Origin of the sequence: Marmoricola sp. OAE513 (assembly GCF_040546585.1) — a bacterium.
Taxonomy (GTDB): domain Bacteria; phylum Actinomycetota; class Actinomycetes; order Propionibacteriales; family Nocardioidaceae; genus Marmoricola.
Genome location: NZ_JBEPOC010000001.1, coordinates 1,561,357 through 1,583,503 on the forward strand (window position 1 = coordinate 1,561,357; position 22,147 = coordinate 1,583,503).

Annotated in this window: 22 protein-coding genes, 1 tRNA gene and 1 other RNA gene; 5 read left to right on the forward strand and 19 right to left on the reverse strand. The window is 70.5% G+C overall.

Features of this window, described 5'->3' with window-relative positions; all coding sequences use genetic code 11:
* Positions 1–19 precede the first annotated feature (19 nt).
* Both ABIE44_RS07970 and ABIE44_RS07975 read left to right on the forward strand, forming a co-directional pair.
* The gene (locus tag ABIE44_RS07970; RefSeq protein ID WP_354437927.1) at positions 20–169 is read left to right on the forward strand and encodes a hypothetical protein; all 150 of its coding nucleotides are present in this window, start codon (positions 20–22) and stop codon (positions 167–169) included.
* A complete protein-coding gene (locus ABIE44_RS07975; protein ID WP_354437928.1) occupies positions 160–1,182 on the forward strand; it encodes a hypothetical protein in 1,023 nt (340 codons plus the stop codon). Before ABIE44_RS07970 ends, ABIE44_RS07975 begins: the two co-directional genes overlap by 10 nt.
* A gap of 37 nt (positions 1,183–1,219) precedes the next feature.
* On the opposite strand, the gene ABIE44_RS07980 is transcribed toward ABIE44_RS07975, so the two are convergent.
* Positions 1,220–2,269, reverse strand: a complete 1,050-nt coding sequence (locus ABIE44_RS07980; RefSeq protein WP_354437929.1) for an aspartate-semialdehyde dehydrogenase — start codon at positions 2,267–2,269, stop codon at positions 1,220–1,222.
* Positions 2,266–3,543 carry an aspartate kinase gene (locus ABIE44_RS07985; RefSeq protein ID WP_209719770.1) on the reverse strand — a complete coding sequence of 426 codons (1,278 nt, stop codon included), beginning with the start codon at positions 3,541–3,543 and terminating at the stop codon, positions 2,266–2,268. Before ABIE44_RS07985 ends, ABIE44_RS07980 begins: the two co-directional genes overlap by 4 nt.
* A 127-nt stretch (positions 3,544–3,670) precedes the next feature.
* Between ABIE44_RS07985 and ppnP the strand changes: the two genes are divergently transcribed.
* Positions 3,671–3,982 carry a pyrimidine/purine nucleoside phosphorylase gene (ppnP, locus tag ABIE44_RS07990; RefSeq protein ID WP_209719767.1) on the forward strand — a complete coding sequence of 104 codons (312 nt, stop codon included), beginning with the start codon at positions 3,671–3,673 and terminating at the stop codon, positions 3,980–3,982.
* On the opposite strand, the gene ABIE44_RS07995 is transcribed toward ppnP, so the two are convergent.
* From ABIE44_RS07995 to ffs, 7 genes are all read right to left on the reverse strand, one after another.
* Positions 3,973–4,545, reverse strand: a complete 573-nt coding sequence (locus ABIE44_RS07995; RefSeq protein WP_209719764.1) for a DUF5063 domain-containing protein — start codon at positions 4,543–4,545, stop codon at positions 3,973–3,975. The two genes, ppnP and ABIE44_RS07995, sit on opposite strands and share 10 nt — an antisense overlap.
* Positions 4,546–4,579: 34 nt before the next feature.
* Entirely contained in the window at positions 4,580–5,179 is a 600-nt protein-coding gene (gene recR / locus ABIE44_RS08000) for a recombination mediator RecR (RefSeq protein ID WP_209719761.1), read from the reverse strand.
* A 1-nt stretch (position 5,180) separates the two neighbouring features.
* On the reverse strand, positions 5,181–5,564 hold the full coding sequence (locus ABIE44_RS08005) for a YbaB/EbfC family nucleoid-associated protein (protein WP_209719758.1): 384 nt from the start codon (positions 5,562–5,564) through the stop codon (positions 5,181–5,183).
* 9 nt (positions 5,565–5,573) lie between these two features.
* A complete protein-coding gene (locus ABIE44_RS08010) occupies positions 5,574–7,721 on the reverse strand; it encodes a DNA polymerase III subunit gamma and tau (protein ID WP_209719755.1) in 2,148 nt (715 codons plus the stop codon).
* Positions 7,722–7,809: 88 nt separating this feature from the next.
* Complete coding sequence (locus ABIE44_RS08015; RefSeq protein ID WP_209719752.1) at positions 7,810–8,655, reverse strand: esterase/lipase family protein; 846 nt, start codon at positions 8,653–8,655, stop codon at positions 7,810–7,812.
* 104 nt (positions 8,656–8,759) lie between these two features.
* Entirely contained in the window at positions 8,760–9,722 is a 963-nt protein-coding gene (locus tag ABIE44_RS08020; protein ID WP_209719749.1) for a glycoside hydrolase family 25 domain-containing protein, read from the reverse strand.
* Between the two features lie 23 nt (positions 9,723–9,745).
* An RNA gene (ffs, locus tag ABIE44_RS08025) (signal recognition particle sRNA small type) lies at positions 9,746–9,836 on the reverse strand.
* Between the two features lie 60 nt (positions 9,837–9,896).
* On the opposite strand from ffs, the gene ABIE44_RS08030 reads away from it, so the two are divergent.
* Positions 9,897–9,981, forward strand: a tRNA-Ser gene (locus ABIE44_RS08030).
* 150 nt (positions 9,982–10,131) lie between these two features.
* Here ABIE44_RS08030 and thpR read toward each other — a convergent pair.
* A complete protein-coding gene (gene thpR, locus ABIE44_RS08035; protein ID WP_354437930.1) occupies positions 10,132–10,785 on the reverse strand; it encodes an RNA 2',3'-cyclic phosphodiesterase in 654 nt (217 codons plus the stop codon).
* Positions 10,786–10,791: 6 nt separating this feature from the next.
* Between thpR and ABIE44_RS08040 the strand changes: the two genes are divergently transcribed.
* Positions 10,792–12,492 carry an alpha/beta fold hydrolase gene (locus ABIE44_RS08040; protein WP_209719746.1) on the forward strand — a complete coding sequence of 567 codons (1,701 nt, stop codon included), beginning with the start codon at positions 10,792–10,794 and terminating at the stop codon, positions 12,490–12,492.
* Here the strand turns inward: ABIE44_RS08040 and ABIE44_RS08045 are convergent, their stop codons facing one another.
* Genes ABIE44_RS08045 through ABIE44_RS08085 form a run of 9 tightly spaced genes read right to left on the reverse strand, consistent with a single transcriptional unit; the run spans position 12,493 to position 22,123 of the window.
* Positions 12,493–13,392: an Rv1363c family protein gene (locus ABIE44_RS08045; protein WP_209719743.1), complete on the reverse strand. Its 900-nt coding sequence runs from the start codon at positions 13,390–13,392 to the stop codon at positions 12,493–12,495. It lies immediately after the preceding gene.
* On the reverse strand, positions 13,389–14,609 hold the full coding sequence (locus ABIE44_RS08050) for an MCE family protein (protein ID WP_209719740.1): 1,221 nt from the start codon (positions 14,607–14,609) through the stop codon (positions 13,389–13,391). Before ABIE44_RS08050 ends, ABIE44_RS08045 begins: the two co-directional genes overlap by 4 nt.
* Complete coding sequence (locus ABIE44_RS08055; protein ID WP_209719736.1) at positions 14,606–15,760, reverse strand: MCE family protein; 1,155 nt, start codon at positions 15,758–15,760, stop codon at positions 14,606–14,608. Before ABIE44_RS08055 ends, ABIE44_RS08050 begins: the two co-directional genes overlap by 4 nt.
* A complete protein-coding gene (locus ABIE44_RS08060) occupies positions 15,757–16,980 on the reverse strand; it encodes an MCE family protein (protein WP_209719733.1) in 1,224 nt (407 codons plus the stop codon). Before ABIE44_RS08060 ends, ABIE44_RS08055 begins: the two co-directional genes overlap by 4 nt.
* The gene (locus tag ABIE44_RS08065) at positions 16,977–18,068 is read right to left on the reverse strand and encodes an MCE family protein (RefSeq protein ID WP_209719730.1); all 1,092 of its coding nucleotides are present in this window, start codon (positions 18,066–18,068) and stop codon (positions 16,977–16,979) included. The genes ABIE44_RS08060 and ABIE44_RS08065 overlap by 4 nt, the downstream gene beginning before the upstream one ends.
* Entirely contained in the window at positions 18,065–19,174 is a 1,110-nt protein-coding gene (locus ABIE44_RS08070; RefSeq protein WP_209719727.1) for an MCE family protein, read from the reverse strand. Before ABIE44_RS08070 ends, ABIE44_RS08065 begins: the two co-directional genes overlap by 4 nt.
* Complete coding sequence (locus tag ABIE44_RS08075; protein WP_209719725.1) at positions 19,171–20,478, reverse strand: MCE family protein; 1,308 nt, start codon at positions 20,476–20,478, stop codon at positions 19,171–19,173. The genes ABIE44_RS08070 and ABIE44_RS08075 overlap by 4 nt, the downstream gene beginning before the upstream one ends.
* Entirely contained in the window at positions 20,478–21,335 is an 858-nt protein-coding gene (locus ABIE44_RS08080) for an MlaE family ABC transporter permease (RefSeq protein WP_209719722.1), read from the reverse strand. The genes ABIE44_RS08075 and ABIE44_RS08080 overlap by 1 nt, the downstream gene beginning before the upstream one ends.
* On the reverse strand, positions 21,335–22,123 hold the full coding sequence (locus ABIE44_RS08085; protein WP_209719720.1) for an MlaE family ABC transporter permease: 789 nt from the start codon (positions 22,121–22,123) through the stop codon (positions 21,335–21,337). Before ABIE44_RS08085 ends, ABIE44_RS08080 begins: the two co-directional genes overlap by 1 nt.
* Positions 22,124–22,147 lie beyond the last annotated feature (24 nt).

Consider the following 22,147-nt stretch of genomic DNA (forward strand, 5'->3'; position numbering starts at 1 on the left):
CCTCCCCGACCTCCGGCGCGTGCTCCTGCGCGCCCTGCAGCGCCCGCTGCGCCGTCCCGTGCGGCGCGTGCTGCCGGCGCACCCGCTGCGCGTCCGGCCGCTCGCCCTGCTGCCCGCCCCGCGGCTCGTCCTGCCAGTCCGGCGCCGGTGGTTCCACCCGTGGTCGTGACGCCCGCGAAGCCGGTTGACCCCCCGGCGGCGCCGGTGGTCGAGGCACCACTGGTCCCGGTCGTCGAGCCTGCCGAGGCACCTCGGCCCCCGGTCGAGAAGGCTGAGACCCCAGTCGTCGAGCCTGCCGAGACGGCTGGGGCCCCGGTCGTCGAGCCTGCCGAGAAGGCTGAGGCCCCGGTCGTCGAGCCTGCCGAGACGCCTCGGCCCCCGGTCGAGACGGCTGAGGCCCCGGTCGTCGAGCCTGCCGAGGCGGCTGAGGCCCCGGTCGTCGAGCCTGCCGAGACGCCAGCACCGGAGCCTGACCCCGAGCCCGAGCCGGTCGACGCCGCGACGGAAGCCGACGACCAGGCTGACACCGACGACGGGGTCGACGAGCCCGTCGTCGAGCTCCCCGCCGCTGCGAGCATCGCGCTGGAGACCCCGACCGCGATCCAGGACCCGGTCCTGGCCCGTGCTGCCGAGGGAGTCGCCACCGTCCCCACGTCGCGCCGGGCGCACGCTCAGGCCCGCCGGGAGGCCAGCCAGCAGTCCAAGGCCGAGAAGGCCGCTCAGCGGGCCCGCGAACGCGGCCAGGGCGAGAGCAAGGGCCCGGCCGACCTGCTGGTCGAGAAGCTGCCCTCGATGAACCCTGCCGTTGCGGCGATCCTCACCGGACTCCTGTCCGGCCTGCTGTGCGTCGGCCTGACCTGGGGTGAGGTCGCCGGGTGCGAGGCACTGCGCGGCGACAACAACTGCAACGACGGCTTCGGCCTGCTCGCCCTGGTCGTCGTGCTCGCGATCGAGATCGTCGTCGGGGCCAGCCTGCTGCGTGCGTTCGGGGTCTCCGACCCGTTCAGCACCAGCTTCCTCGGCGTCAGCCTGGTCGCGATGGTCGTGATGCTGACCTTCATGGGTGACGACAACATGGTCTCGCCCGTGATGGTGCTGGTCATCCCCGGCCTGACCGCCGTGACGTTCCTGCTGTCGTGGTGGGTGACCGTGCGGTTCATCGAGGAACCTGCGGACTCCTAGGTCCCGGGCGCGCGCAGTCCGCCGCCCTGACCGGCCGTCAGAGCCGGGCGGCGATGATCTCCGCGATCTGCACCGTGTTGAGAGCAGCACCCTTGCGCAGGTTGTCGTTGCTGATGAACAGCGCCAACCCGCGGTCGTCCGGTACGCCCGGGTCGGTGCGCAGACGCCCGACGTACGACGGGTCCTGCCCGGCCGCTTGGAGCGGGTTGGGGATGTCGGAGAGCTCGACGCCCGGGGCGTCGGCGAGCAGCTCGGCGGCCCGCTGCGGGGTCATCGGACGCGCGAACTCGGCGTTGATCGCCAGCGAGTGACCGGTGAAGACCGGGACGCGCACGCAGATGCCGGAGACCAGCAGCTCCGGGATGCCCAGGATCTTGCGGGACTCGTTGCGCAGCTTCTGCTCCTCGTCGGTCTCGTTGAGACCGTCCTCGACCAGGTTCCCTGCGAAGGGCAGCACGTTGTACGCGATGTTCTTCTTGTAGACCCCGGGCTCGGGGAAGGCGACCGCGGAGCCGTCGTACGCGAGCTCGCGGGACTTCTCCCCCGCGGCCTCGACCTGACCGGCGAGCTCCTCGACGCCGGCGACACCGGAGCCGGAGACGGCCTGGTAGGTCGACGCGATCAGCCGGACCAGGCCGGCCTCGTCGTGCAGCGGCTTGAGGACCGGCATAGCGGCCATCGTGGTGCAGTTCGGGTTCGCGATGATCCCCCGCCCTGCGGCGATCACGGCGTCCATCGCCTCGGGGTTCACCTCGGAGACGACGAGCGGGATGTCCGGGTCCTTACGGAAGGCCGAGGAGTTGTCGACGACGATGACACCGGCGTCTGCGAACTTCTGGCACAGCGCCCGCGAGGTGGTGGCGCCGGCGGAGAACAGCGCGATGTCGAGACCCGTCGGGTCGGCCGTCATCGCGTCCTCGACGGTGATCTCCCGGTCCCCGAACGGCAGCACGGTGCCGGCCGAGCGCGAGGAGGCGAAGAAGCGGACGTCCCCGACCGGGAAGTTCCGCTCGAGCAGGATGCTGCGCATCGCGACGCCGACCTGTCCGGTCGCGCCGACGATGCCGATGTTCACGGGACGGCTCATCGTCCGGTACCTCCGTAGACCACGGCCTCGACCTCGTCGGAATCGAGGTCGAAGGCGGCGTGCGCGGCGTTGACCGCGTCCTGGACCTGAGTCTCGGCCACGACGACCGAGACGCGGATCTCCGAGGTGGAGATCATCTCGATGTTCACGCCGGCGTCCGAGAGAGCCTCGAAGAAGCGCGCCGAGATGCCCGGCGAGGAGCTCATGCCAGCGCCGACGATCGACACCTTGCCGACGCTGTCGTCGTACTGGAGGCTGTCGAAGCCGACCGAGTCCTTGAGCCGGTCCAGCGCAGTGATCGCGGTCTGGCCCTCACCGCGCGGCAGCGTGAAGGAGATGTCGGTCAGGCTCGTGGCCGCAGCCGACACGTTCTGCACGATCATGTCGATGTTGATCTGGGAGTCGGCGACCGCACGGAAGATCGCTGCCGCCTCGCCCGGCTTGTCCGGGACGCCGACGATCGTGATCTTCGCCTGGCTGCGGTCGTGCGCGACGCCGGTGATGATGGCAGCTTCCATGGTGTTCTCCTGAACGACGTCCTGAGCCTTCACGACCCAGGTGCCCTCCTTGTCACTGAAGGAGGAGCGGACGTGGATGGGCATGTCGTAGCGGCGCGCGTACTCGACGCAGCGCAGGTGCAGGATCTTCGCGCCTTGCGCGGCCATCTCGAGGGTCTCCTCGTAGGAGATCCGCGGGACCTTGCGCGCACGGGGCTCGATCCGCGGGTCGGCGGTGAAGATGCCGTCGACGTCGGAGTAGATCTCGCAGACGTCCGCCTTCAGCGCGACAGCGAGCGCGACGGCCGTGGTGTCGGAGCCGCCGCGGCCCAGCGTGGTGATGTCCTTGGTGGTCTGCGAGACGCCCTGGAAACCGGCGACGATGCAGATCGCACCTTCGGCGATCGCCGTCTCGATCCGGCCCGGGGTGACGTCGATGATCTTGGCGCGGCCGTGCTCGGCGTCGGTGATGACGCCGGCCTGGGACCCGGTGAAGGACCGGGCCTCGTGCCCGAGGTTCTGGATCGCCATCGCCAGGACGGCCATCGAGATCCGCTCACCCGCGGTGAGCAGCATGTCGAGCTCGCGGGCGGGGGGAAGCGGCGAGACCTCGTTGGCGAGGTCGATCAGCTCGTCGGTGGTGTCGCCCATGGCGGAGACCACGACGACCACCTGGTGGCCGGCCTTCTTGGTCTCGACGATCCGGCGGGCGACCCGCTTGACGCCCTCGGCGTCGGCAACCGAGGAACCGCCGTACTTCTGCACGACAATGCCCACGACTGCTCTCCTCGAAATCTGCTGGCCGGCTCCGGGAGCGATTCTCCCGCGCCGCGCGGCCTGGTGGCCACAGAGATTCTACCGAGCCGGGGCTCGGTGCCCGGCTACGCGTCTCTAGGCTTGAGCCATGACCCAGCTCGAGAACGTCACCGTCCTGGCCCAGTCGAACGTCTACTTCGACGGCAAGTGCGTCAGCCACACGGTGCTGCTGGCCGACGGCAGCCGCAAGTCGGTCGGCGTGATCCTGCCGGCCTCGCTCACCTTCGGAACCGCGGCGCCGGAGACGATGGAGATCACCGCAGGGACCTGCCGGGTCCGGTTCGCCGGCACCGAGGAGTGGGTCACCTACGCCGCCGGTTCGTCGTTCGACGTCCCGGGGGACTCGTCCTTCGACATCGAGACCGACGAGCAGCTGGACTACATCTGCAGCTACGGCTGAACGCCGTCGAGCACTGCGTCGGCCGCCTCGAGCTGGTCGGACTCGTCGACGACCTCGAGGTCCAGCCGGTCGTGCGCGACGACCGAGTGCAGCGCTGAGAGGACTCCGATCGCCAGCGAACCCCAGGACGCCAGGTAGGAGTACTGCCACCACCACAGGGCTTCCTCGATGTTGCCCGCCCGGAAGTGCCGCAGGCCGTTGGCGACGTCCGTCGCGATCGAGGTGAGGTCGTCGGACAGGTTCGAGGTGACGCTCTCGGGGTCGTACGGCTCGAAGTTGTGGCTGTAGGTGTCCAGACCGCCCAGCGTGACCGCCAGACGCAGCCGCATCGCGTCGAGGTCGGCGTCCGGGCCGACGTCGGGCTGGTACTCGGTGGTCGGCTGGAAGTCCTGCTGCGCACCCAGGCGCGCCCCGGCCAGCAGCAGCTGGCTCACTTCGAGCAGCAAGATCGGCACCGCCGAGCCGGCGCCTTCCTCACGGGAGACCGCCTGCAGGCCGAGCAGGAACGCCTCGGACGCGTCGGCGATCTGCTGGCCGAAGTCCTCGAACTCGTGTGCCGTCATCGTGCGCTCCCTCTCCTGGATCCCTCGTGCAGCTTCATTCTCCGGCGCTCCGCCGTCCTGCAAAAGCCCGCCCCAGGGTGACCTCGTCGGCGTACTCGAGGTCGCCGCCGACGGGCAGCCCGCTCGCGAGCCTCGTGACCGTCAGCTCCATCGACCGCAGCATCCGCGTCAGGTACGCCGCCGTGGCGTCGCCCTCGATGTTCGGGTCGGTCGCGAGGATGATCTCGGTGACGACGCCGTCCTCGAGGCGCTGCATCAGCTCACGGATGCGCAGCTGCTCGGGACCGATGCCCTCCAGCGGCGAGATCGCCCCGCCCAGCACGTGGTAGCGGCCGCGGAACTCGCGGGTGCGCTCGATCGCGACGACGTCCTTGGACTCCTCGACGACGCAGATCAGGCTGAGGTCGCGGCGCGGGTCACGGCAGATCCGGCACTGCTCCTCCTCCGCGACGTTGCCGCAGATCGAGCAGAACCGGGCCTTGGCCTTGACCTCGATCAGCGTGTCCGCGAGGCGACGTACGTCGACGGGGTCCGCGGCGAGCAGGTGGAACGCGATCCGCTGGGCACCCTTCGGACCGACCCCGGGCAGCTGCCCGAGCTCGTCGATCAGGTCCTGGAGGACACCCTCGTACAACTCAGCTCCCCGCCGGTCCGAAACCGAGCGGGCCCGGGGTGGGACCGCCGAGCTCGCCTCCCAGGCCACCGAGGCCTCCGGCCAGGGGACCCATCGCCTCGGCAGCAGCGGCCTCGGTCTTCGCCTTGGCGTCGCGGAACGCGGCGACCACCAGGTCCCCCAGGTCCGTCAACGACTCGGCGTCCGAGGCGTCGAACGCCCCCGGCGCGATGACGACCCCGGTGAGGTCGCCCGTCCCGGTGACGTTGACGGTGACGCCGCCGGCGGTGCCCGTGAAGGTGGTCGCGGCGAGGTCCGCCTGGGCGGCCATCAGCTGCGCCTGCATCTGCTGGGCCTGCTCGAGCATGGCGCCGAGGTCCAGGTTGCCGAACGGGTTCTCAGTCATGTCGTGTCCTCAGTCGTGGGGGATCTCGTCGATGACGGTCGCCCCGAGCCCGTTGATGAGCAGCTCGGTGCTGTCGTTCCCGACCTCGTCGATGTTCTCGTCGTCCGCGCTGACGTCGTCGTCGCGGGTGTCCACCGGCTTGTCCGGCTGCTCGCCGGTGCGGGTCGGCGAGATGTTGCTGCGCACCGCCGCGATCGTCTCGGGCTGCGGAGCAGCAGCCACCGGCCGCGTCGGCGCCTGCGGGGCAGCGGCCTCCTCGATCCACGCCGGCGGTCGTGAACCCGCCTCGGGAGCAGGCGGCTCCGCAGGAACATCGGCCACCGGCACGAGCCGCGGCACCTCTGCCGTCGGCTCGGTCGCCGCCCGCGTCACCACGGGTCCGCCGGCGTCCGGGTCCGCCGAGGGATCCACGATCGCCTCCACCCGCCAGTCGGCCCCGATCACGTCGATCGCCGCCTGCCGGAGGATCTCTTCACTGCCGCCGCCGACGAACGAGTCCTTGGCCCCCGCGTTCTTGAACCCCACGGTCAGGATCCCGCCGTCCAACCCGATCACCTGAGCGTTCTGGCTCAGCAGGATCCAGGTGAACCGCCGCATCTCCTTGACCTTGTCCAACAGGTCCGGCCACAACCGCCGCGCATCAGCCAGACCCAACCCACCCGATGAAGCAGCAGGCGCAGCCGAAGCGGCGGGAGCAGGCGGTGCGGCGGGGGCAGCAGGGGCGGGCGGGGCAGGAACCGCAGCCTCGGCAGCGAGCTCGGGTGCCGACGTCGACGCCGCCTCCGAGCCGTGGATGGGACTGGCCCCCTCGGAGGGAGGCGCCGTACTGAGCTCGTCGAAGTGAACGACCGGAGAGGGTGGTTGGCTCACCGGAGGCGCCGGCGCCACCGGCCTCTCAGCCACCGGCGCAGGCTCAGCAGCGGGCGCCGCGGGGACAGGAGCCGGGGCAGCAGGTGCCGCCGCGGGAGCCGGTGTCGAGACCACTCCCCCGATCTCCAACCGCTTCTCCATCCGGTCCAACCGAGCCGTCAGCCCGTCCGTCGAGTGGTCAGCCCCCGGCAGCAGCACTCGGGCACAGATCAGCTCGAGCAGCAGCCGCGGCGTCGTCGCCCCCCGCATCTCGGTCAACCCCGCTGCCACGCAGTCCGCGGCCCGCACCAGGTCCGCGCGACCGAACCGTGCGGCCTGCGCGACCAGACGCTCGGCCTGGTCGTCGGGGACGTCGAGGAGCCCGGTGGTCGGGGCGTCAGGGACGGCGGCGACGATCACGAGGTCGCGCAGTCGTCGCAGCAGGTCCTCGGTGAACCGGCGCGGGTCCTGCCCGATCTCGATCACCTTGTCGACCACGGAGAAGACGGTGCGACCGTCTCCCGCGGAGAACGCGTCGACGACCTGGTCGAGCAGCGCGTCGGGGGTGTAGCCGAGCAGACCGGCGGCCACGTCGTACGTCAGACCCGCGGGACCGGCGCCCCCGAGCAGCTGGTCGAGCACCGAGAGCGAGTCACGGGCCGAGCCCGCGCCGGCGCGGACGACGAGCGGCAGCGCCGCCGGCTCGATCGGCACGCCCTCGCGGCTGCAGATCTCGGCCAGGTAATCGGAGAGCACGCGCGGCGGGATCAGGCGGAACGGGTAGTGGTGGGTGCGCGAGCGGATGGTCGGGATGACCTTCTCGGGCTCGGTGGTGGCGAAGATGAACTTGAGGTGCTCGGGCGGCTCCTCGACCAGCTTGAGCAGGGCGTTGAAGCCCTGCGTGGTCACCATGTGCGCCTCGTCGATGATGTAGACCTTGTAGCGGCTCGAGACCGGGGCGAAGAACGCCCGCTCGCGCAGGTCGCGCGCGTCGTCGACACCACCGTGGCTGGCCGCGTCGATCTCGATCACGTCGAGCGACCCCGGGCCGCCGCGGGCCAGGTCGCGGCAGGACTGGCACTCGCCGCAGGGGTCGGAGATCGGCGCCTTCTCGCAGTTGAGCGCCCGCGCGAGGATGCGCGCGCTGGTGGTCTTGCCGCAGCCGCGGGGGCCGGAGAACAGGTAGGCGTGGTTCACCCGGTTGTTGGCGAGCGCGGACCGCAGAGGGTCGGTGACGTGGTCCTGGCCGATGACCTCGGCGAAGGACTCAGGCCGGTAGCGCCTGTACAAGGCGAGGTTGTGCTCCACACGTGAACCCTAGTCGGCACGGCCGACAACGGGCACAGTCGTGCCTGAGAACTCCCGAAGGGTGGACGACAGCCGGGAGCCGTCGAGGCTAGACGGGCGGACCGAAGCCGCACTTCACCGGGACGGCCGGATCCAACCCGTGCAGGATCATCGACCCCACGCCGGTGTCGAACCCGATCCCGAAGTGGCCGACGGGGTCCGCCGGGCACTTGTCCTGCACGTAGTAGTTCTCCACGCCGGGCTCGCGGATGAATCCTTGCGAGGCGGGAGTCACGATCGCGTCGTACCGGGTGGCGATCACGACGTACCGGATCCCGGGCTGCGCGATGGGGCCCTGCGTCAGCCTGTCGGTCGCTGCGGACCCGGCAAGGAGGTCGGCGCACGCGAAGCAACCGCCCAGCCCGAGCAGCCCGGTCAGGACGGGTCGGAGTCCGGCCCGCTCGGCGAGGGCGAGGGCGCCGAACAGGGTGGTCCCGTGCGTCGGCGGCGTCAGCGAGACGACGGTCCCGACCCGGTCGCCGTAACCGGCGACCTTGGGGACCCAGAGCGCCATGAACCCTCCGAGGGAGTGGCCCACGAGGTCGACCTTGCTCGCGTCCGTCTCGCTCAGGACGCGGTCGATGAAGCGACCGATCTCCTCCCCGGACCGGGCCACCGGCGCGTTGCCGTTGGCACCGGTGCTGTTCGCTCCGTAGTCCAGGGAGAAGGCGCAGTACCCGGCCTTCGCGACCGTCGTACCGTGCAGGAGCCACTGCTGGGAGCTGCTGCTCAGTCCGTGCAGCAGGACGACGGGTCGGGGATGCGTCGAGGAGGGCCGGCAGGACCAGTCGTTCAGGCCCGAGGACGGCGCCGCGGGAGCAGCGGCGGCGAGCCGACCCGGAGCAAGAGCGGTCAGACCCACCAGCAAGGCGAGTGAGACGACCTTCGAGAACATGCTGCGCATTGAGCCCCCACGGCTACTCGAGTTCGCAGCAAAATAGCCCAGGTGCACGAGGCCCACCCGCGAAATTCGGCATGTCCTCGGTCGTCGCCGACGAGCTAGTACTGGTGGAACCAGCGGCCCAGCGTCGCCGCCACACCCGGGCAGGTGACGTTCCGGTCGCGACCGTCCTCGACCCACTGGCCGAACAGCGCGCGCCCACCCTGGATCGACCAGTCGGGTCCGCACCGGCTCAACGCCTCGGCCTTGGACGTCTGACCCGCCGCCCGCCACTCGACCGACCCCATCCGGAAGCCCCCGACGACCCGGCGCCACAGGGCAGGGGTCGAGTAGTACCCGATCTCGAAGCCGGCGTCGGTGTACCCGCGGGCCATCCCCTGGACGACCGCCGCGTTGGCCTTCAGGTCGCTGCTCCACTCGAACTTCGGGACCGGCTCGACGTCGATCCAGATGATCGGCGTCTTGAGCCCGGACCGCTTCAACGTGTCGAGGTTGAACAGCGCCGCCGCGTAGCCGACGTTCGCCAGCCTGCCGGCGAGGTTCTTGGTCGAGAACGGTCCGCGAGCGCCGTACGTCTTGAGCTCGGCCGGTCGCGGGTAGCTGACCACCGAGTACGCCGCCGCCATCAGGTGGCGGTCGGCCACCCACTTCTTCTGGCCGGCCAGGCACGGGTTCGGGTAGAACGACGGGCCGTTGGTCAGGCCGATGATCACGAAATCCGCTGCCTTGGTCGGCATCGGAGCACCGAGGGTCCGCTTCTCCGGGATGCCGAGGCCCTTCGGGCACTGCGGCCAGCTGATGTCGGCGCCGAACACCTCGTCGGGGCGGCGCGGGACGTCGGGGACCTTCGGGGTGTTCGTGAGGTCCGGGATCGTGTCGGGAACGTTGGTCGGGAGGTTGGTGGGGACCAGCTCGCCGTCCCCGTCGGTGGCCGCGGCGGACGGGGTCGCGGCGAGGCTCGGCGTTCCGGTGGTGGGCTTCTCCACCGCGCTGCCGCCGCAGCCGGCAAGCGCCCCTAGAGCCGCGAGGGCGACCAGGGACACCGCGAACGACCGAGACATGGCCCGATCCTAGGCGGGAACGCGAAGGCCCCCCATGCACCCGGAAGAGCCCACCTGCCCTTGCTGCCTTCCGGCCCTGGGGGAGTTCAGTGAGATACCGCCGCATGGGGGGTTGGAGCGAGTCTAGATGAGGCGATTTCACTACGACGAATCAGGGACGGTAACCTCTCCGACGGAGGTATCGCCTAGTGGCCTATGGCGCTCGCTTGGAAAGCGAGTTGGGTTAACGCCCTCCGGGGTTCGAATCCCCGTACCTCCGCCGGTGGACGGCGCCGCAGCGATGCGGCGCCGTTCGTGCTTTTCCGCGCGGGCGCGACCGCCCCCGCCCCTGCCATTGTCACGCGCGGGGCCTGTGGGGCTCCCCTCAGTCCCGACCGCGACAATTGCAGGTGCCCAGGTGCCCGGATACTCAGAGCAGGAACTCGGCCTCCACGTCGTACCGGGGCCGCCCGCCGGGACCCTCGCCCAGGTGGGAGGAGAACAGCGTGAACCGGTCGACCGGGAAATCCTCGGAGCGGTAGGTGTCGAGCACCCGCAGCCACCGGGTCGCCTCGAACGGGTGCCTGCTGCGGGCCAGTGTCAGGTGCGGGGTGAAGCGCTCCCGCAGTGTCTCCACCCCGTGCGTCGCTGCGGCGGTCCGGCAGCCGGCCGCCAGCCGGCCCAGCTCCTCGTCGTCGTCGGTGCGGACGCCGGCCCACAGCACCCGGGCACCCGCCACGTCCGGGAACGCTCCCGCTCCGCCGACCGACGCGACCAGCGTCCGACGACGTCCGGCGACCTCGGCCAGGGCGTCGACCAGACCGTCCAACGACCGGTCCGGTACGTCGGGCAGGAAGGCCAGCGTCACGTGCCAGGTCTCCGGGCGGGTCCAGCGCAGCTCGGCTGCGTCGCGTCGTACGTCGAGGAAGGTGTCGAGGTCCTCGGTGATTCCCATCGGCGGGGCGACCGCCACGAACATGCGCATCGACCAGGACGCTACGCCCCAGAGGCCGGTCGGCCCACCGATTTGTACGAGCGCGATCGCGGGACCCACCAGGCCGTCCAGCCACCGATCGGGGACCATGGACCCATGACAGCGATGGTCAGATCCCTCCTTCTGATTCTCGGCGCTCTCGTCTCCGGGCTCGGCGCGGTGCTCGCCGCGCGCCCGTTCAGCTCCGTCGACACCCTCGGCCACCTCGTCGCGGCCGCCCTGGTCGCGCTCGCCGCCGGCACGGTGCTGGCGCGTCCGGCGCCGCGGGTCCCGGCAACCTGGTTCGCCGGCGGAGCCCTGGTCGTCGCAGGTGCGTCGGTCGAAGCGACCGGGTCCACCGTCGACCGGGTCGCCCTGCTCGCCGGCATCGCGCTGATCCTGGACGGTGTTGCCGGCCTGGCCGACGGTCGCCCCGGCGGACGGGGCTTCGGGCTCGTCGGCGCGCTGATGGGTGCGGCGCTGATCGGCTGGCCGGACAAGACGGTGCTCCTGGTCGCCGTGGTCGTGGGCGCGCGGGCACTCTGGGCCGGAGTCACCGTCGGATGGATCGGCTACCGCGGCACCTTCGACGAGGCGCAGCCGTTCGAGCCCGGCGACCTGAGGCGCACGACGACCACCGTGGCCTCGGTCGTCGCGCTGGTGGTCGCCGCCGCGTTCGGTGGCGCCAGCGCGGTGCTGCACGACCGGGACACCAGCACCGGCCAGACCCAGCGGCTGCCGGTCTCCGACAAGCCCGGCAACCTCGTCACGGCATCGCCGTACGCCGGCGGCGGCTCGGGAGGTGTCCGCGCCTGGCGGATCACCTACACGACCACGCGCGAGGACGGCCGGCCGACGATCGCCAGCGGCCTGGTCGTCGCGAAGGAGGCGGACGGCGGACCCCCGCGGCCGGTGATCGCCTGGGCGCACGGAACCACCGGCATCGCACCCTCGTGCGCACCGTCCCGCAGCACAGCAGCGGTCACCTCCAGCGCGATCCCGGCGCTCGCCGACGCGCTGGACGAGGGCTGGGCGATCGTCGCTCCGGACTACACCGGCCTGGAAGCAGACGAGCCGAGCCCCTACCTGGTGGGTCAAGGGGAGGCTCGGGCGGTGCTCGACGGCGTTCGCGCGGCACGCCAGATCACCGGTCTCGAGCTCAGCCGCAAGACGGTCGCCTGGGGGCACTCGCAGGGAGGCCACGCTGTCCTGTGGGCCGGCATGATCGCCCCGACCTATGCGCCGGGTGTCGACCTCGTCGGCGTCGCAGGCATCGCGCCTGCCACCGACCTCCCGGATCTCCTGGCCCGGTTCGTCAAGTTCCCCGCCGCCTCTCTCGTGCTGCTGACCTACGTCATCAGCGCCTACTCCGACACCTACCCGGACGTGGGCTTCGACGACTACGTCAAACCAGCTGCACGAGCGCCGGTGCGGAAGATCGCCGAGCTCTGCGCCACCGACGGTCAGCAGATGGTCGCCGCGTCGAAGGCGTTCGACTTCTCCCAACCGTTCTACCAGCGCGACCCGGTCACCGGCCCGCTCGGCAGCAGGCTCGAGGACAACGTTCCCGACGGCACGATCAAGGCCCCCGTGCTGATTGCTCAGGGCGCCCTGGACCCGGTGGTCGTTCCCCAGACGCAGGCGGCGTACGTGGCCGAACGGTGCGCGAAGGCCGGCAACGGTCCCCTGGAGTACAAGGAGTACCCCGACCGGGAGCACGTGAACATCGTCGCTGCGGACTCCCCGATGATCAACGACCTGGTGCTGTGGACCTCGGACCGGTTCGACGGCAAGGAAGCCCCGACGACCTGCTCGTGATCAGGCCCGGTTCAACCCGTCGACCAGCCACGTCCCCTTGACCCGGCGCAGGTCCACGAACAACCGCGACTCGGTGACGTCGGCGGAGTCGTCCGGGTTCAGGACCTGGTCGACGAAGACGAGCGTCCGCGCCTTGTCGCCGTTGCGCACGACCAGTCCCGCTGCACGCACGTACGCCGCCGTGACCGACTTCTTCTCGGTCGCCAACGGCCGCACGGTCGCGTCGAAGGTCCGGGCGAAGTCGGCCGAGAACGACCTGGTGAGCAGCGGAAGCGTCGACTCGAGATCCTCGTCGAGCTTCTTGTAGTCGTAGCTCAGCATCGAGGACAGTGCCTCGGCGGAGGCCGCGACGATCGCGGTGCCTCCGCCCCGCAGCGTGCCGGGCTCGAACTCGCCGGGACCGGGGACGCCGGCCAGCTGGTCGAGCGTCGAGGTCGTCCAGCGCGACCCGGTCCTGTTCAGGGTGAGCCGCAGCCGGTACTCGTTCTCGGCGGGCACGCGGGTGCTCTCCTTGGTGGTCACGTTGATCGCAACCAGCACGACGGCCTTGGCGGGGTCGAAGGAGGCGATCGCCAGACCGTCGGTGGGGACCTGGGAGGACACCGCACGCTTGCGGTCCTGCACGTTCTTGATCACGACCGCGCGCTGGGCGGAGTACTCGCGCTCGAACTTGCCGCTGGCCAGGTCGAGCACCGCGTCGACCTGCTTCGCGACGTTCTCCGGATCCAGGGTGAAGAAGGCGATCGCCGTACGCCGGGCCGCCACCAGGGCCGCCGCCTCGTTGGCTCCTGACGGGTCCTTCTCGGACTCGCTGCGTCCGAGCACGACGAGGGCGCCCACGACGACCGCCACCAGCATCAGCACCGTGGCGACGGCGATGACCGAACGTCTACCGGTCACGGGTTGGGGACGTTCTGGGAGCCGCGGATGTTGGGCTGGCCGGGATCGGTGGGCGAAGCGGTGCACGCGGCCTTCGGGTTCGGCTCGCTGTCCTGGCTCTGCTTCGGCCCTCCCTTGAGCGGGGTGCCGTCCGGCAAGTGCTTCACGGTGCCTTCATACCCCTTGGTGCACGAGGCGTAGGCGGGAGTGCCCGGAGTTTCCGGCAGCTGGACAGCCAGGTGGGCGCTGTAGACCGGTCGCCCCTGGGCGTCGTACCGGCAGGTCGACTGGATCGGTTTGCCGGTCTTGGCGTCCAGCTCGTCGCAGTAGCGGAAGGAGGTGGCGTTGACCTCCAGCACCCACGGGAAGATCGCGAGCGTCTTGCGCAGCGCCGGCAACCGCTCGGCAGCGACCTCGGTCAGGGTGACCAGGTTGCCGAGCAGCCCGGGCAGCGCCGGGCGCAGGTCCTTGAGCAACCCGGTCACCTCGGTGCCGGCCTTGACCCCGGAGACGAAGACGTCGGCGAAGACCGGGTTCAGGTTCTCCAGGGTGCCGAGCACCGACCCGGCGGTGCGCAGGGCCGTCCGGGTGGCCGGCGCCAGGTCGACCTGGGTGTCGAGGGCGACCTTCGCCGAGTCGATCAGCCGGTTGAGGTCCGAGAGCCCGTCGAGCGAGGCCCTGGTGGCGCGGTCGGAGGCGTCGATCAGCCGACCGAGGTCGGCCCCGCGTCCACCGAAGGCGTCACTGGCCTCCGTCAGTGCGGTCGTGAGCTTCTTCGGGTCGATCGAACCGGCCAGCGCCTCGGTGTGCGCGAGCAGGTCCTCGACCGCGACCGGGGTGGAGGTGTCGGCGATGCCGATGACGTCCCCGTCGGCGAGGTACGGCGCGCCGCTGGAACGCGGCTCGAGCTCGATGTACTGCTCGCCGATCGCCGACTTGCTGCCGATGAGGGCGGTCACGTCGGCCGGGATCTCGACGCCCTTGTCGATCGCGATGACGACGGTCGTCCCGGACCCGGGCCCTGGCTTGATCTCCTTCACGCTGCCCACCCGGGTGCCGAGCAGGTCGACGTCGGCGCGCGCGTAGATGCCGCCCGAGCTCGCGAACTGCGCCTCGATCTCGTACGGCGGCGAGAAGACCTTGCCGACACCGAGCAGGTTCACCGCGCCGTACGAGACCGCGAGCACCGTGACGAGCGCGAACACGACGAGCTGGATCTTGGTCAGACGGGAGATCACGAGCCACCTCCGAGGAGACCGAGGAGCGAGTTCAGCCCCGAGCCGGCGCCGCCGTTCGGACCGAGCGCAGGTCCCAGCCCCAGACCGCTGAGCAACCCGCCGAGTCCGGTGAGCGGTGCCGGCTCGTCGTTCACCTTCGCGGCCGGCGCCTTGGCCCCGGCGGACTTCGGCGCGTAGCTGGCGATCAGGGAGTTGAGCGAGTCGATGTCGAGGGTGAAGGTCGCGTACATGCCGCCGTAGTCACCCTTGATCGCGGACAGGCCGTTGCTCGGGAACGGGAAGCTCACGATCCGCTCGACGGTCACCGCGAGCTCGTCGCCCTGCTCGGCGAGACCGTCCAGGACGGGCGTGAGGTGCTTGAGGTCGGCGACCGTGTCCGCCTTGCTCCTCGCGATCAGCGGGACCACGACGTCGGAGAGGCTGTCGACGTTCTCCAGCAGCTTCACCAGCGCGGGACGCTGCCGGTCGAGCACCTCGAGGCCGGCGGGGACGGTGTCGAGCGCCGACCCGATCACCTGGCGCTGCCGGGCCAGCGCGCCGCTCAACCGGTCGAGCGCCTCGAGCGCGGAGGTGATGTCCTCGCGCCGGTCGTTGAGGTGCCCGACGGTGTCGCCGAGCTGGTCGATGGTGCGCCGCAGGTCCCCCGTCTCCAGCGCCTGGCCGAGCTCGCGCGTGATCGTCTGCAGCGAACCGAGGTTGCCGCCGTTGAGCACCTGGGACAGGGCACCGAAGACGAGCTCGACGTCGGGGTCGGCGCGGGTCGCGGAAGCGGGGACGACCGAACCCGCAGCCATCCGTCCCTCGGGCTCCTGACCCGGCGGCACGTCGAAGGACACGAAGCGCTCGCCGAGCAGACTGGTCTCGCGCAGGGTCGCGACCGCGTTGGCCGGGATCGACACCGACTTCTTGATCTTGCAGACGACGGTGGCCTGGAGGTTCTTGTCGAGCTTCACCGACTTCACGTCGCCGACGACGGTGTCGTTGGTGCGGCACGTCTCCCGCGCCACCAGGTTGGTGGCGTCGGCGAACGTGACGGTGAGCTCGTAGGTCTCGCCGCCGACGCCGCCGGGCAGCGGCAGGCTGCTGGCGCCGCGGTAGCCGCATCCGGTCAGCGCCGCCGTGGCGAGGACGGCCGCGAGGAGCTTCTTCATCGGGCCGCCCCCATCATCGCGGAGAGCGTGCGCGCGCTCGGGTCCGTCGGCAGGCTCGGTCCGCCCTTGGCCAGCAGCGTCGTCAGCAGGGCGCCGATGCTGCCTCCCGCAGAACCGAGCGCCCCGCAGAACGCGGCAAGCTGGGCCTGCTGGGTCGGGTTGCCCTGCTGGCAGACCGCGCTGAGCGTGGAGGAGAGCTGCACCTCGAGGTCCTCGAACAACGGGGCACGAAGCGCCTGGTTCCCGGCGCGACCGTCGATCGGCGTGCGCTCGGGGTGGGCGAGGTCGAAGTTCTTCGGCACGAAGATGTTCAGCAAGCTGGTCAGGCCCACCGGGGCCAGCGAGGTCAACCGGCCCAGCTCGTCGGCGTGCGAGGCCAGGTTGCCCGACACGCTCTCCAGGCTGCCGACGGTCTCCTTCAGCGCGCCGCGGTTCTCCGCGGTGAAGTCGGCGACGACCGTCAGCGCCGTCCGCAGCTCCTTGACGGCACCGGAGAGGTCGCTGCGCTGGCGGTCCAGCTCGGTGCCGACGCGCGACAGCGACTCGACGAGCCGGCGCACCTCGGCGTCCTTGCCGGCAAAGGTCTGGGACAGGTCCGCGAGGTTGGCGACCGTGCCGTTGATGTCGTCGCTGCTGCCGGCGAGCACGCTGATCGCACCGGAGAGCTGGCGGATGGTGTCGTTGAACTGGCGGCCGTTGCCGTCGAGGTTCGACGCGGCGGCGTCGACGAAACGGGACAGCGCACCGTCCTTGTTCGCGCCGTCCGGACCGAGGGAGGTGGCCAGCTGGTCGAGGCTGCGGTAGGTGTCGTCGAGCTCGAGCGGGACGCCGGTGCGGTCCAGGCCGAGCCGCGCCCCGTCGGACAACCTGGCACCGCCCTCGTACGCCGGCGCAAGCTGGACGAACCGGTCACCGACGATCGACGGCGGCACGATCAGCGCGTGCACGTCGTCGGGAAGGTCGACGTCGGAGTCGTAGGAGATCTTCACCTCGACCGCGGTCCCCTTCACCGTGATCGAGTCGACCTTGCCGACGTTGACGCCGAGCACCTTGACCCGGGCACCGGCGTACAGGCTGGTGGTGCGCTCGAAGGTCGCCGTCAGGTGCCGGGGGCCGTCGTCCGGCTTCATCAGCGTGTACCCGACCAGCGCGACGATCGCGAGGGTCAGGACGATGCTGACCCGGCGGATCACCGTGGTCGACAGCAGTGGCGTGCTCACGGCGTACCTCCTGCCGGGCCGAGCGGCAGGCACGGCTGCGAGGTGCCGTTCACCTGCTCGTTGACCTGGGTGAGGATCGGCGACAGGAGCGAGAGCAGCGGGCCGGCGGCACCGTTCGGGGTGGCGCACAGGCCGGCTCCGGCCGGGGCCTTGACGGTCGCGTCGAAGAAGTGGCCGCTGCCACCGACGTTGGTGAACTCGCGTCCGTAGATGGAGGTGTACCTGATGATCTCGTCGATGTTCTTGTCGTTCTGACGCAGCACCGTGAGCACCCGGTTGAGCTTGGCCAGCACCGGCTTCAGGGTCGCTCGGTTGTCCTTCACCAGGCCCGTGAGCTCCCGGGAGAGCGACATGGTCCCCTCGATGATCTGGCGGATCGTGGCGCGGCGCTGGTCCAGGATGCCGAGGACGGTCGCGGTGTCGGAGAGCAGGTCACCGATCTCCTCGTCCCGGGCGGCGACGACCTTCGAGACGTCCTGCGCGCGGGCGAACAGCTCGGCGACCTGGTCGTCGCGGCTGGTGATCGTGCGGGAGAGCCGGGCCAGACCCTGCAGGGTGCCCTTCATCTGAGGTGCGGTGCTGGACAGCGTCTCGGTGAGCGCGTCAAACGCGTCGGCGACCTGCGCGGTGTCGATGTCGCGCACCTGGGAGCTCAGCTGCTGGAACGCCGGGACGATGTTGATCGGGGTCGTCGTTCGCGCGAGCGGGATGGTGCCGAGGTCTCCGCCGCCCTGGGGGTCGAGGCTGAGGTAGTGCTGGCCGAGGAGCGTCTTGACCTCGATCGAGGCGGTCGTGCGGCGACCGAGGTCGACGCCCTTGACCCGGAAGCTGACGACGACCTTGCCGCGGCCGAGCTCGATGCCGGTCACCTGCCCGACCTTGATGCCCGCGACCCGGACCTCCTCACCCTCGACGAGACCGCTCGCGTCCGCGAACTCCGCCCGGTACGTCGAGCCGCCGCCGACGAACGGAAGTCGCTGGAGGTTCATCGTGACGAGCACCGCGACGAGCATGCCGACCAGGCCGATGACGGCGATGCGGACCTTGCGCTGCTCCGAGATCCCCTCGGTGGAGACGACGTCGCTCACTCGATCCCACCCCCGCACACGGTGTCGCGTTCGTTGGCGGCCAGGGCGGGGGTCCCGAGGTTGACGGTGCCCTGCAGCAGCTGGAGCCGCACCTCGAGACCGCAGACGTAGAAGTTGAACCAGGAGCCGTAGGAGCCCGTGCGCGCCAGGACGCGCATCTTGTCCGGCGTCCGGGCCAGCGACGCCACCAGCTCGCCGCGGGTGTCGTCGAGCGCACCGGCGACGGCATCGAGCCCGCGCAGGTCGGCCTTCAGCGGCGCCCTGATCTCCTGGACCATCCCCGAGGTCGAGTCGAGCAGGTCGGCCAGCGACGGCAGGCTCGCGGAGATCACGTCACCGTCCTTCGCCAGGCCGGACATCAGGTCGCGGAACTGCACGATCAGGTCGGTGAGCTTGGTGTCGCGTGCGCCGACCTCGGCGAGGACCTGGTTGAAGTTCGAGATCACCCCGCCGATGACCTGGTCGCGGTCGGCCAGCCCGTTGGTCAGCTCGGCGGTGTCGGTCATCAGGCCGGCCAGCGTGCCGGACTCGCCCTGGAGCGCCTTGACGATCTGGAAGGAGAAGGTGTTGACCTCCTTCGGGTCCAGCGCCCGGAAGAGCGGCTGGAACCCGTTGAACAGCTCGGTGAGGTTCAGCGCCGGTGTCGTCTGACCGAGCCCGAAGGTGCTGTCGGCGCGCGCCGTGCGGCCCGAGGGGTCCTCGGTGATCGACAGGTAGCGCTGCCCCACGATGTTCTCGTAGCGCAGGGCGAGCTCGGCGTCGGTGTACAGCGGCACGTCGTCCTCGACGCTGAACGAGACCTTGGCGACCTTGCGCCCGTCGACCTCGACGAGCTCGAGTCCCTTGATGGTGCCGACCTCGACCCCGGCGATCCGGACGCGGTCGCCCTTGTTCACGCCGGTGGCGTCGGTGAAGTACGCGTGGAAGGTGCGCGACCCGGCGAAGGAGACGTTGCCGATCAGCGTGGCCAGCACCCCGATCGTGAAGATGGTGACGGCAGCGAAGACGGCGAGCTTGTAGACCGAGGACGGGATCTTGTTCCGAGCCAGCGACCGCTGCCCCGGCACCCGGAAGGGTCCGCCGCGAGAGTTCGAGGTGTGGCTCACGGGACCGGCACCTCCCCGTCGGAGAGCAGCGGTGCGATCAGCACGCCGGCGTAGTCCGGAGCGTCGACCTTCTCCCCGAGGAGCCTGGCGGCCAGGGCCTGGGCCATCGCCCGCCGCGCCTCCACGACGGCAGGGTCGTCGGCGCGGGCGCTCGCGGCGCCCGGGCGACCGCCGACAGGCGACGGCAGCTCCTGGGAGTAGGGCAGCGCGTTCTTCAGCTTGAGCACCGAGGAGGCGAACTCGGCGCAGTGCGGCTCCCAGGAGGGCACCGAGACCGGGAGGTTCGCGTTGTTGCCGTCGGACTTCGGGTTGCTCGGCAGGTCGTCGGGATACGTGTACGGCGCCTGGTGGGTGACCATGTCGATGGTCAGGTTCGCGAACGGTCCGAGCGCGCCCGCCGTCTGGTTCACCAGGATGTCTCCGGTGTGCAGCGCCTGCAGGAAGCACGGCAGCGCCGAGGAGTACTCGTCGAGCAGGGCCAGGACGTCGCGCGAGCGGCCCGACAACCGGATCAGCTCCCGGCTGTTCTCGGCGAGCACGGTCTCGGCCTGCTTGGTGGTACCGATCGCCGACGCGAGGGCAGCGGCGAACTGCTTCTCCTGGGGCACCAGGAGTCCGCTGCTGATGCCCGAGGAGGCGGACAGCACCCGCATCAGGTCAGGGGTGCTCTCGGCGTAGACGTCGGCGGTCGTCGCGAGCTGGCGCAGGTCGTGGGTGAAGGTGTCCAACCGCGGGTCGACCCCGTGCAGGAAGGCGGTCAGCTGGTTCAGGGTGCGTCCGAGCTGCTCGCCCCGCCCGTCCAGCGCCTCGGCCAACGAACCGATCACCGTCGACAGCTTCTCGGGCTCGAGCGCCTCGAGCACCGGGACCAGGCGGCCGAAGAGCGCGCCGATCTCGACCGAGGTGGTCGACTGCTTGATCACTCCCCCGTCGGCCAGCCGGGCCGTCGCCGGCCGGGCCGGTGGGCGGAGGTCGACGAACTTCTCCCCGAAGAGGGTCTTCGGGACGATCGCAGCGTCGACGTTCACCGGGATCAGCTCGAGCGCGTCCTTGTCGAGGGCGAGCTCGATGGTGGCCCTCGTGCCGGCGGTGGTGATCTTGCGGACCTCGCCGACCCGACGGCCCTGCAGCTTGACGTCCGACTGCGGGTTCAGCTCCAGGCCGGGCGACGCAGTCGTGATCGTGACGGTGGCGGCGTCCTGCCAGGGCAGCGCCTTGCGGAAGACGCCGATGCTGAAGGAGACCAGCAGGACGATCACGACGAGCGCGGCAACGCCCAGCAGGGGGCGGGTGTGGGCGCGCATCAGCCGGCGATCCGGACGGTCGTCGTCGAGCCCCAGAGCATCAGCGAGAGGAAGAAGTCGGCGATCACGATGACCACCAGGGAGAGGCGGACCGCGCGGCCGACCGCGACGCCGACGCCGGCCGGTCCACCCTTGGCCGTGAAGCCGTAGTAGCAGCAGATCATCGTGAGGATGACCGAGAAGACGAGCACCTTGGCGAACGAGTAGAGGACGTCTATCGGTGGAAGGAACAGGTTGAAGTAGTGGTCGTAGGTGCCACCGGTCAGCCCGTAGTAGTGGATCGAGACCGCCTGGGTGGCGGCGTAGGTACCGATGAGGCCGACGAAGTAGAGCGGGATCACCGCGACCAGGGCGGCGATGACCCGGGTGCTCACCAGGTAGGGGATCGACCGGATCGCCATCACCTCGACGGCGTCGATCTCCTCGCTGATCCGCATCGCACCGAGCTGTGCGGTGAACCCGGCGCCGACCGTCGCGACCAGCGCGTTCGCCGCGACCAGCGGGGCGACCTCGCGCGTGTTGAAGTACGCCGACAGGAAGCCGACGTACGGCTGGATGCCAACCTGCTTGAGGCCCTGGTAGCCGACCAGGCCGACGACCGAGCCGACGGCGAGGACCTCGAAGATGAGGATGCCGAGGGTGCCCGCGACCAGCACGAGCGCACCCCGTCCGAGGCTGACCTCGGCAAGCTGTCGGTACACCTCGGCGCGGTACTTCACCAGCGTGCGCGGGATGCCCCCGAGCGCCTTGCCGTAGAACTGAACCTGGTCGCCGAGGTCGGCCAGGACGTCGTACGTCGCCTTCCACGCGCGGAAGACCGGTCCTCCCCCGTGGTCGAGCCTGTCGAGACCGGCCATCACAGTCCCTTCGGCGGGACCAGCTGGTAGTAGACCAGCGTGAGGACGGTGTTCACCACGAACAGCAGCACGAACGAGATCACCACGGACTGGTTCACGCCGTTGCCGACGCCCTTCGGTCCGCCCTTGGCGTTGATGCCCTGGTGGCAGGCCACGATCCCGGCCACCAGGCCGAAGACGAAGGCCTTGATCTCGCCCACCCAGAGGTCCGGCAGCTGCGCCAGCGCCGTGAAGGCGTGCAGGTACGCACCGGGCGAGCCGTCCTGGACGAGGACGTTGAAGATGTAGCCGCCGATCGTGCCGACCGCGGTGGCGACACCGTTGAGCAGGGTGGCGACCACCGCGACGGCGAGGACGCGCGGGACGACCAGTCGCGGGATGACGGGGATGCCGAGCACCTCGAGCGCGTCGAGCTCCTCGCGGATCTTGCGGGCGCCCAGGTCGGCGGCGACCGCCGTACCCGCGGCTCCGGCGATGATCGTCACCGTGGCGATCGGCGCCGCCTGCTGGACGATGCCCACGACCGCGACCGCGCCGGTGAAGGACCGCGCGCCGAGCTGGTTGAACAGCGACCCGATCTGCAGCGAGAGGACGGCCCCGAACGGGATCGTGATCGCCATCGTCGGGAGGAGCGAGACCCGGGTGACGAACCAGGCCTGATCGAAGAACTCGACCCACGCGAAGGGGCGGCGGAAGACCGACCGGAGCACCTGGAGGGCGAAGGCGAACAGGTCCCCGACCGGGATGAGCGGGCGCAGCAGGGCGCGAACCGGTACCGCCTGGCTCATCGCGCCACCTTGCGCATGGTCGCC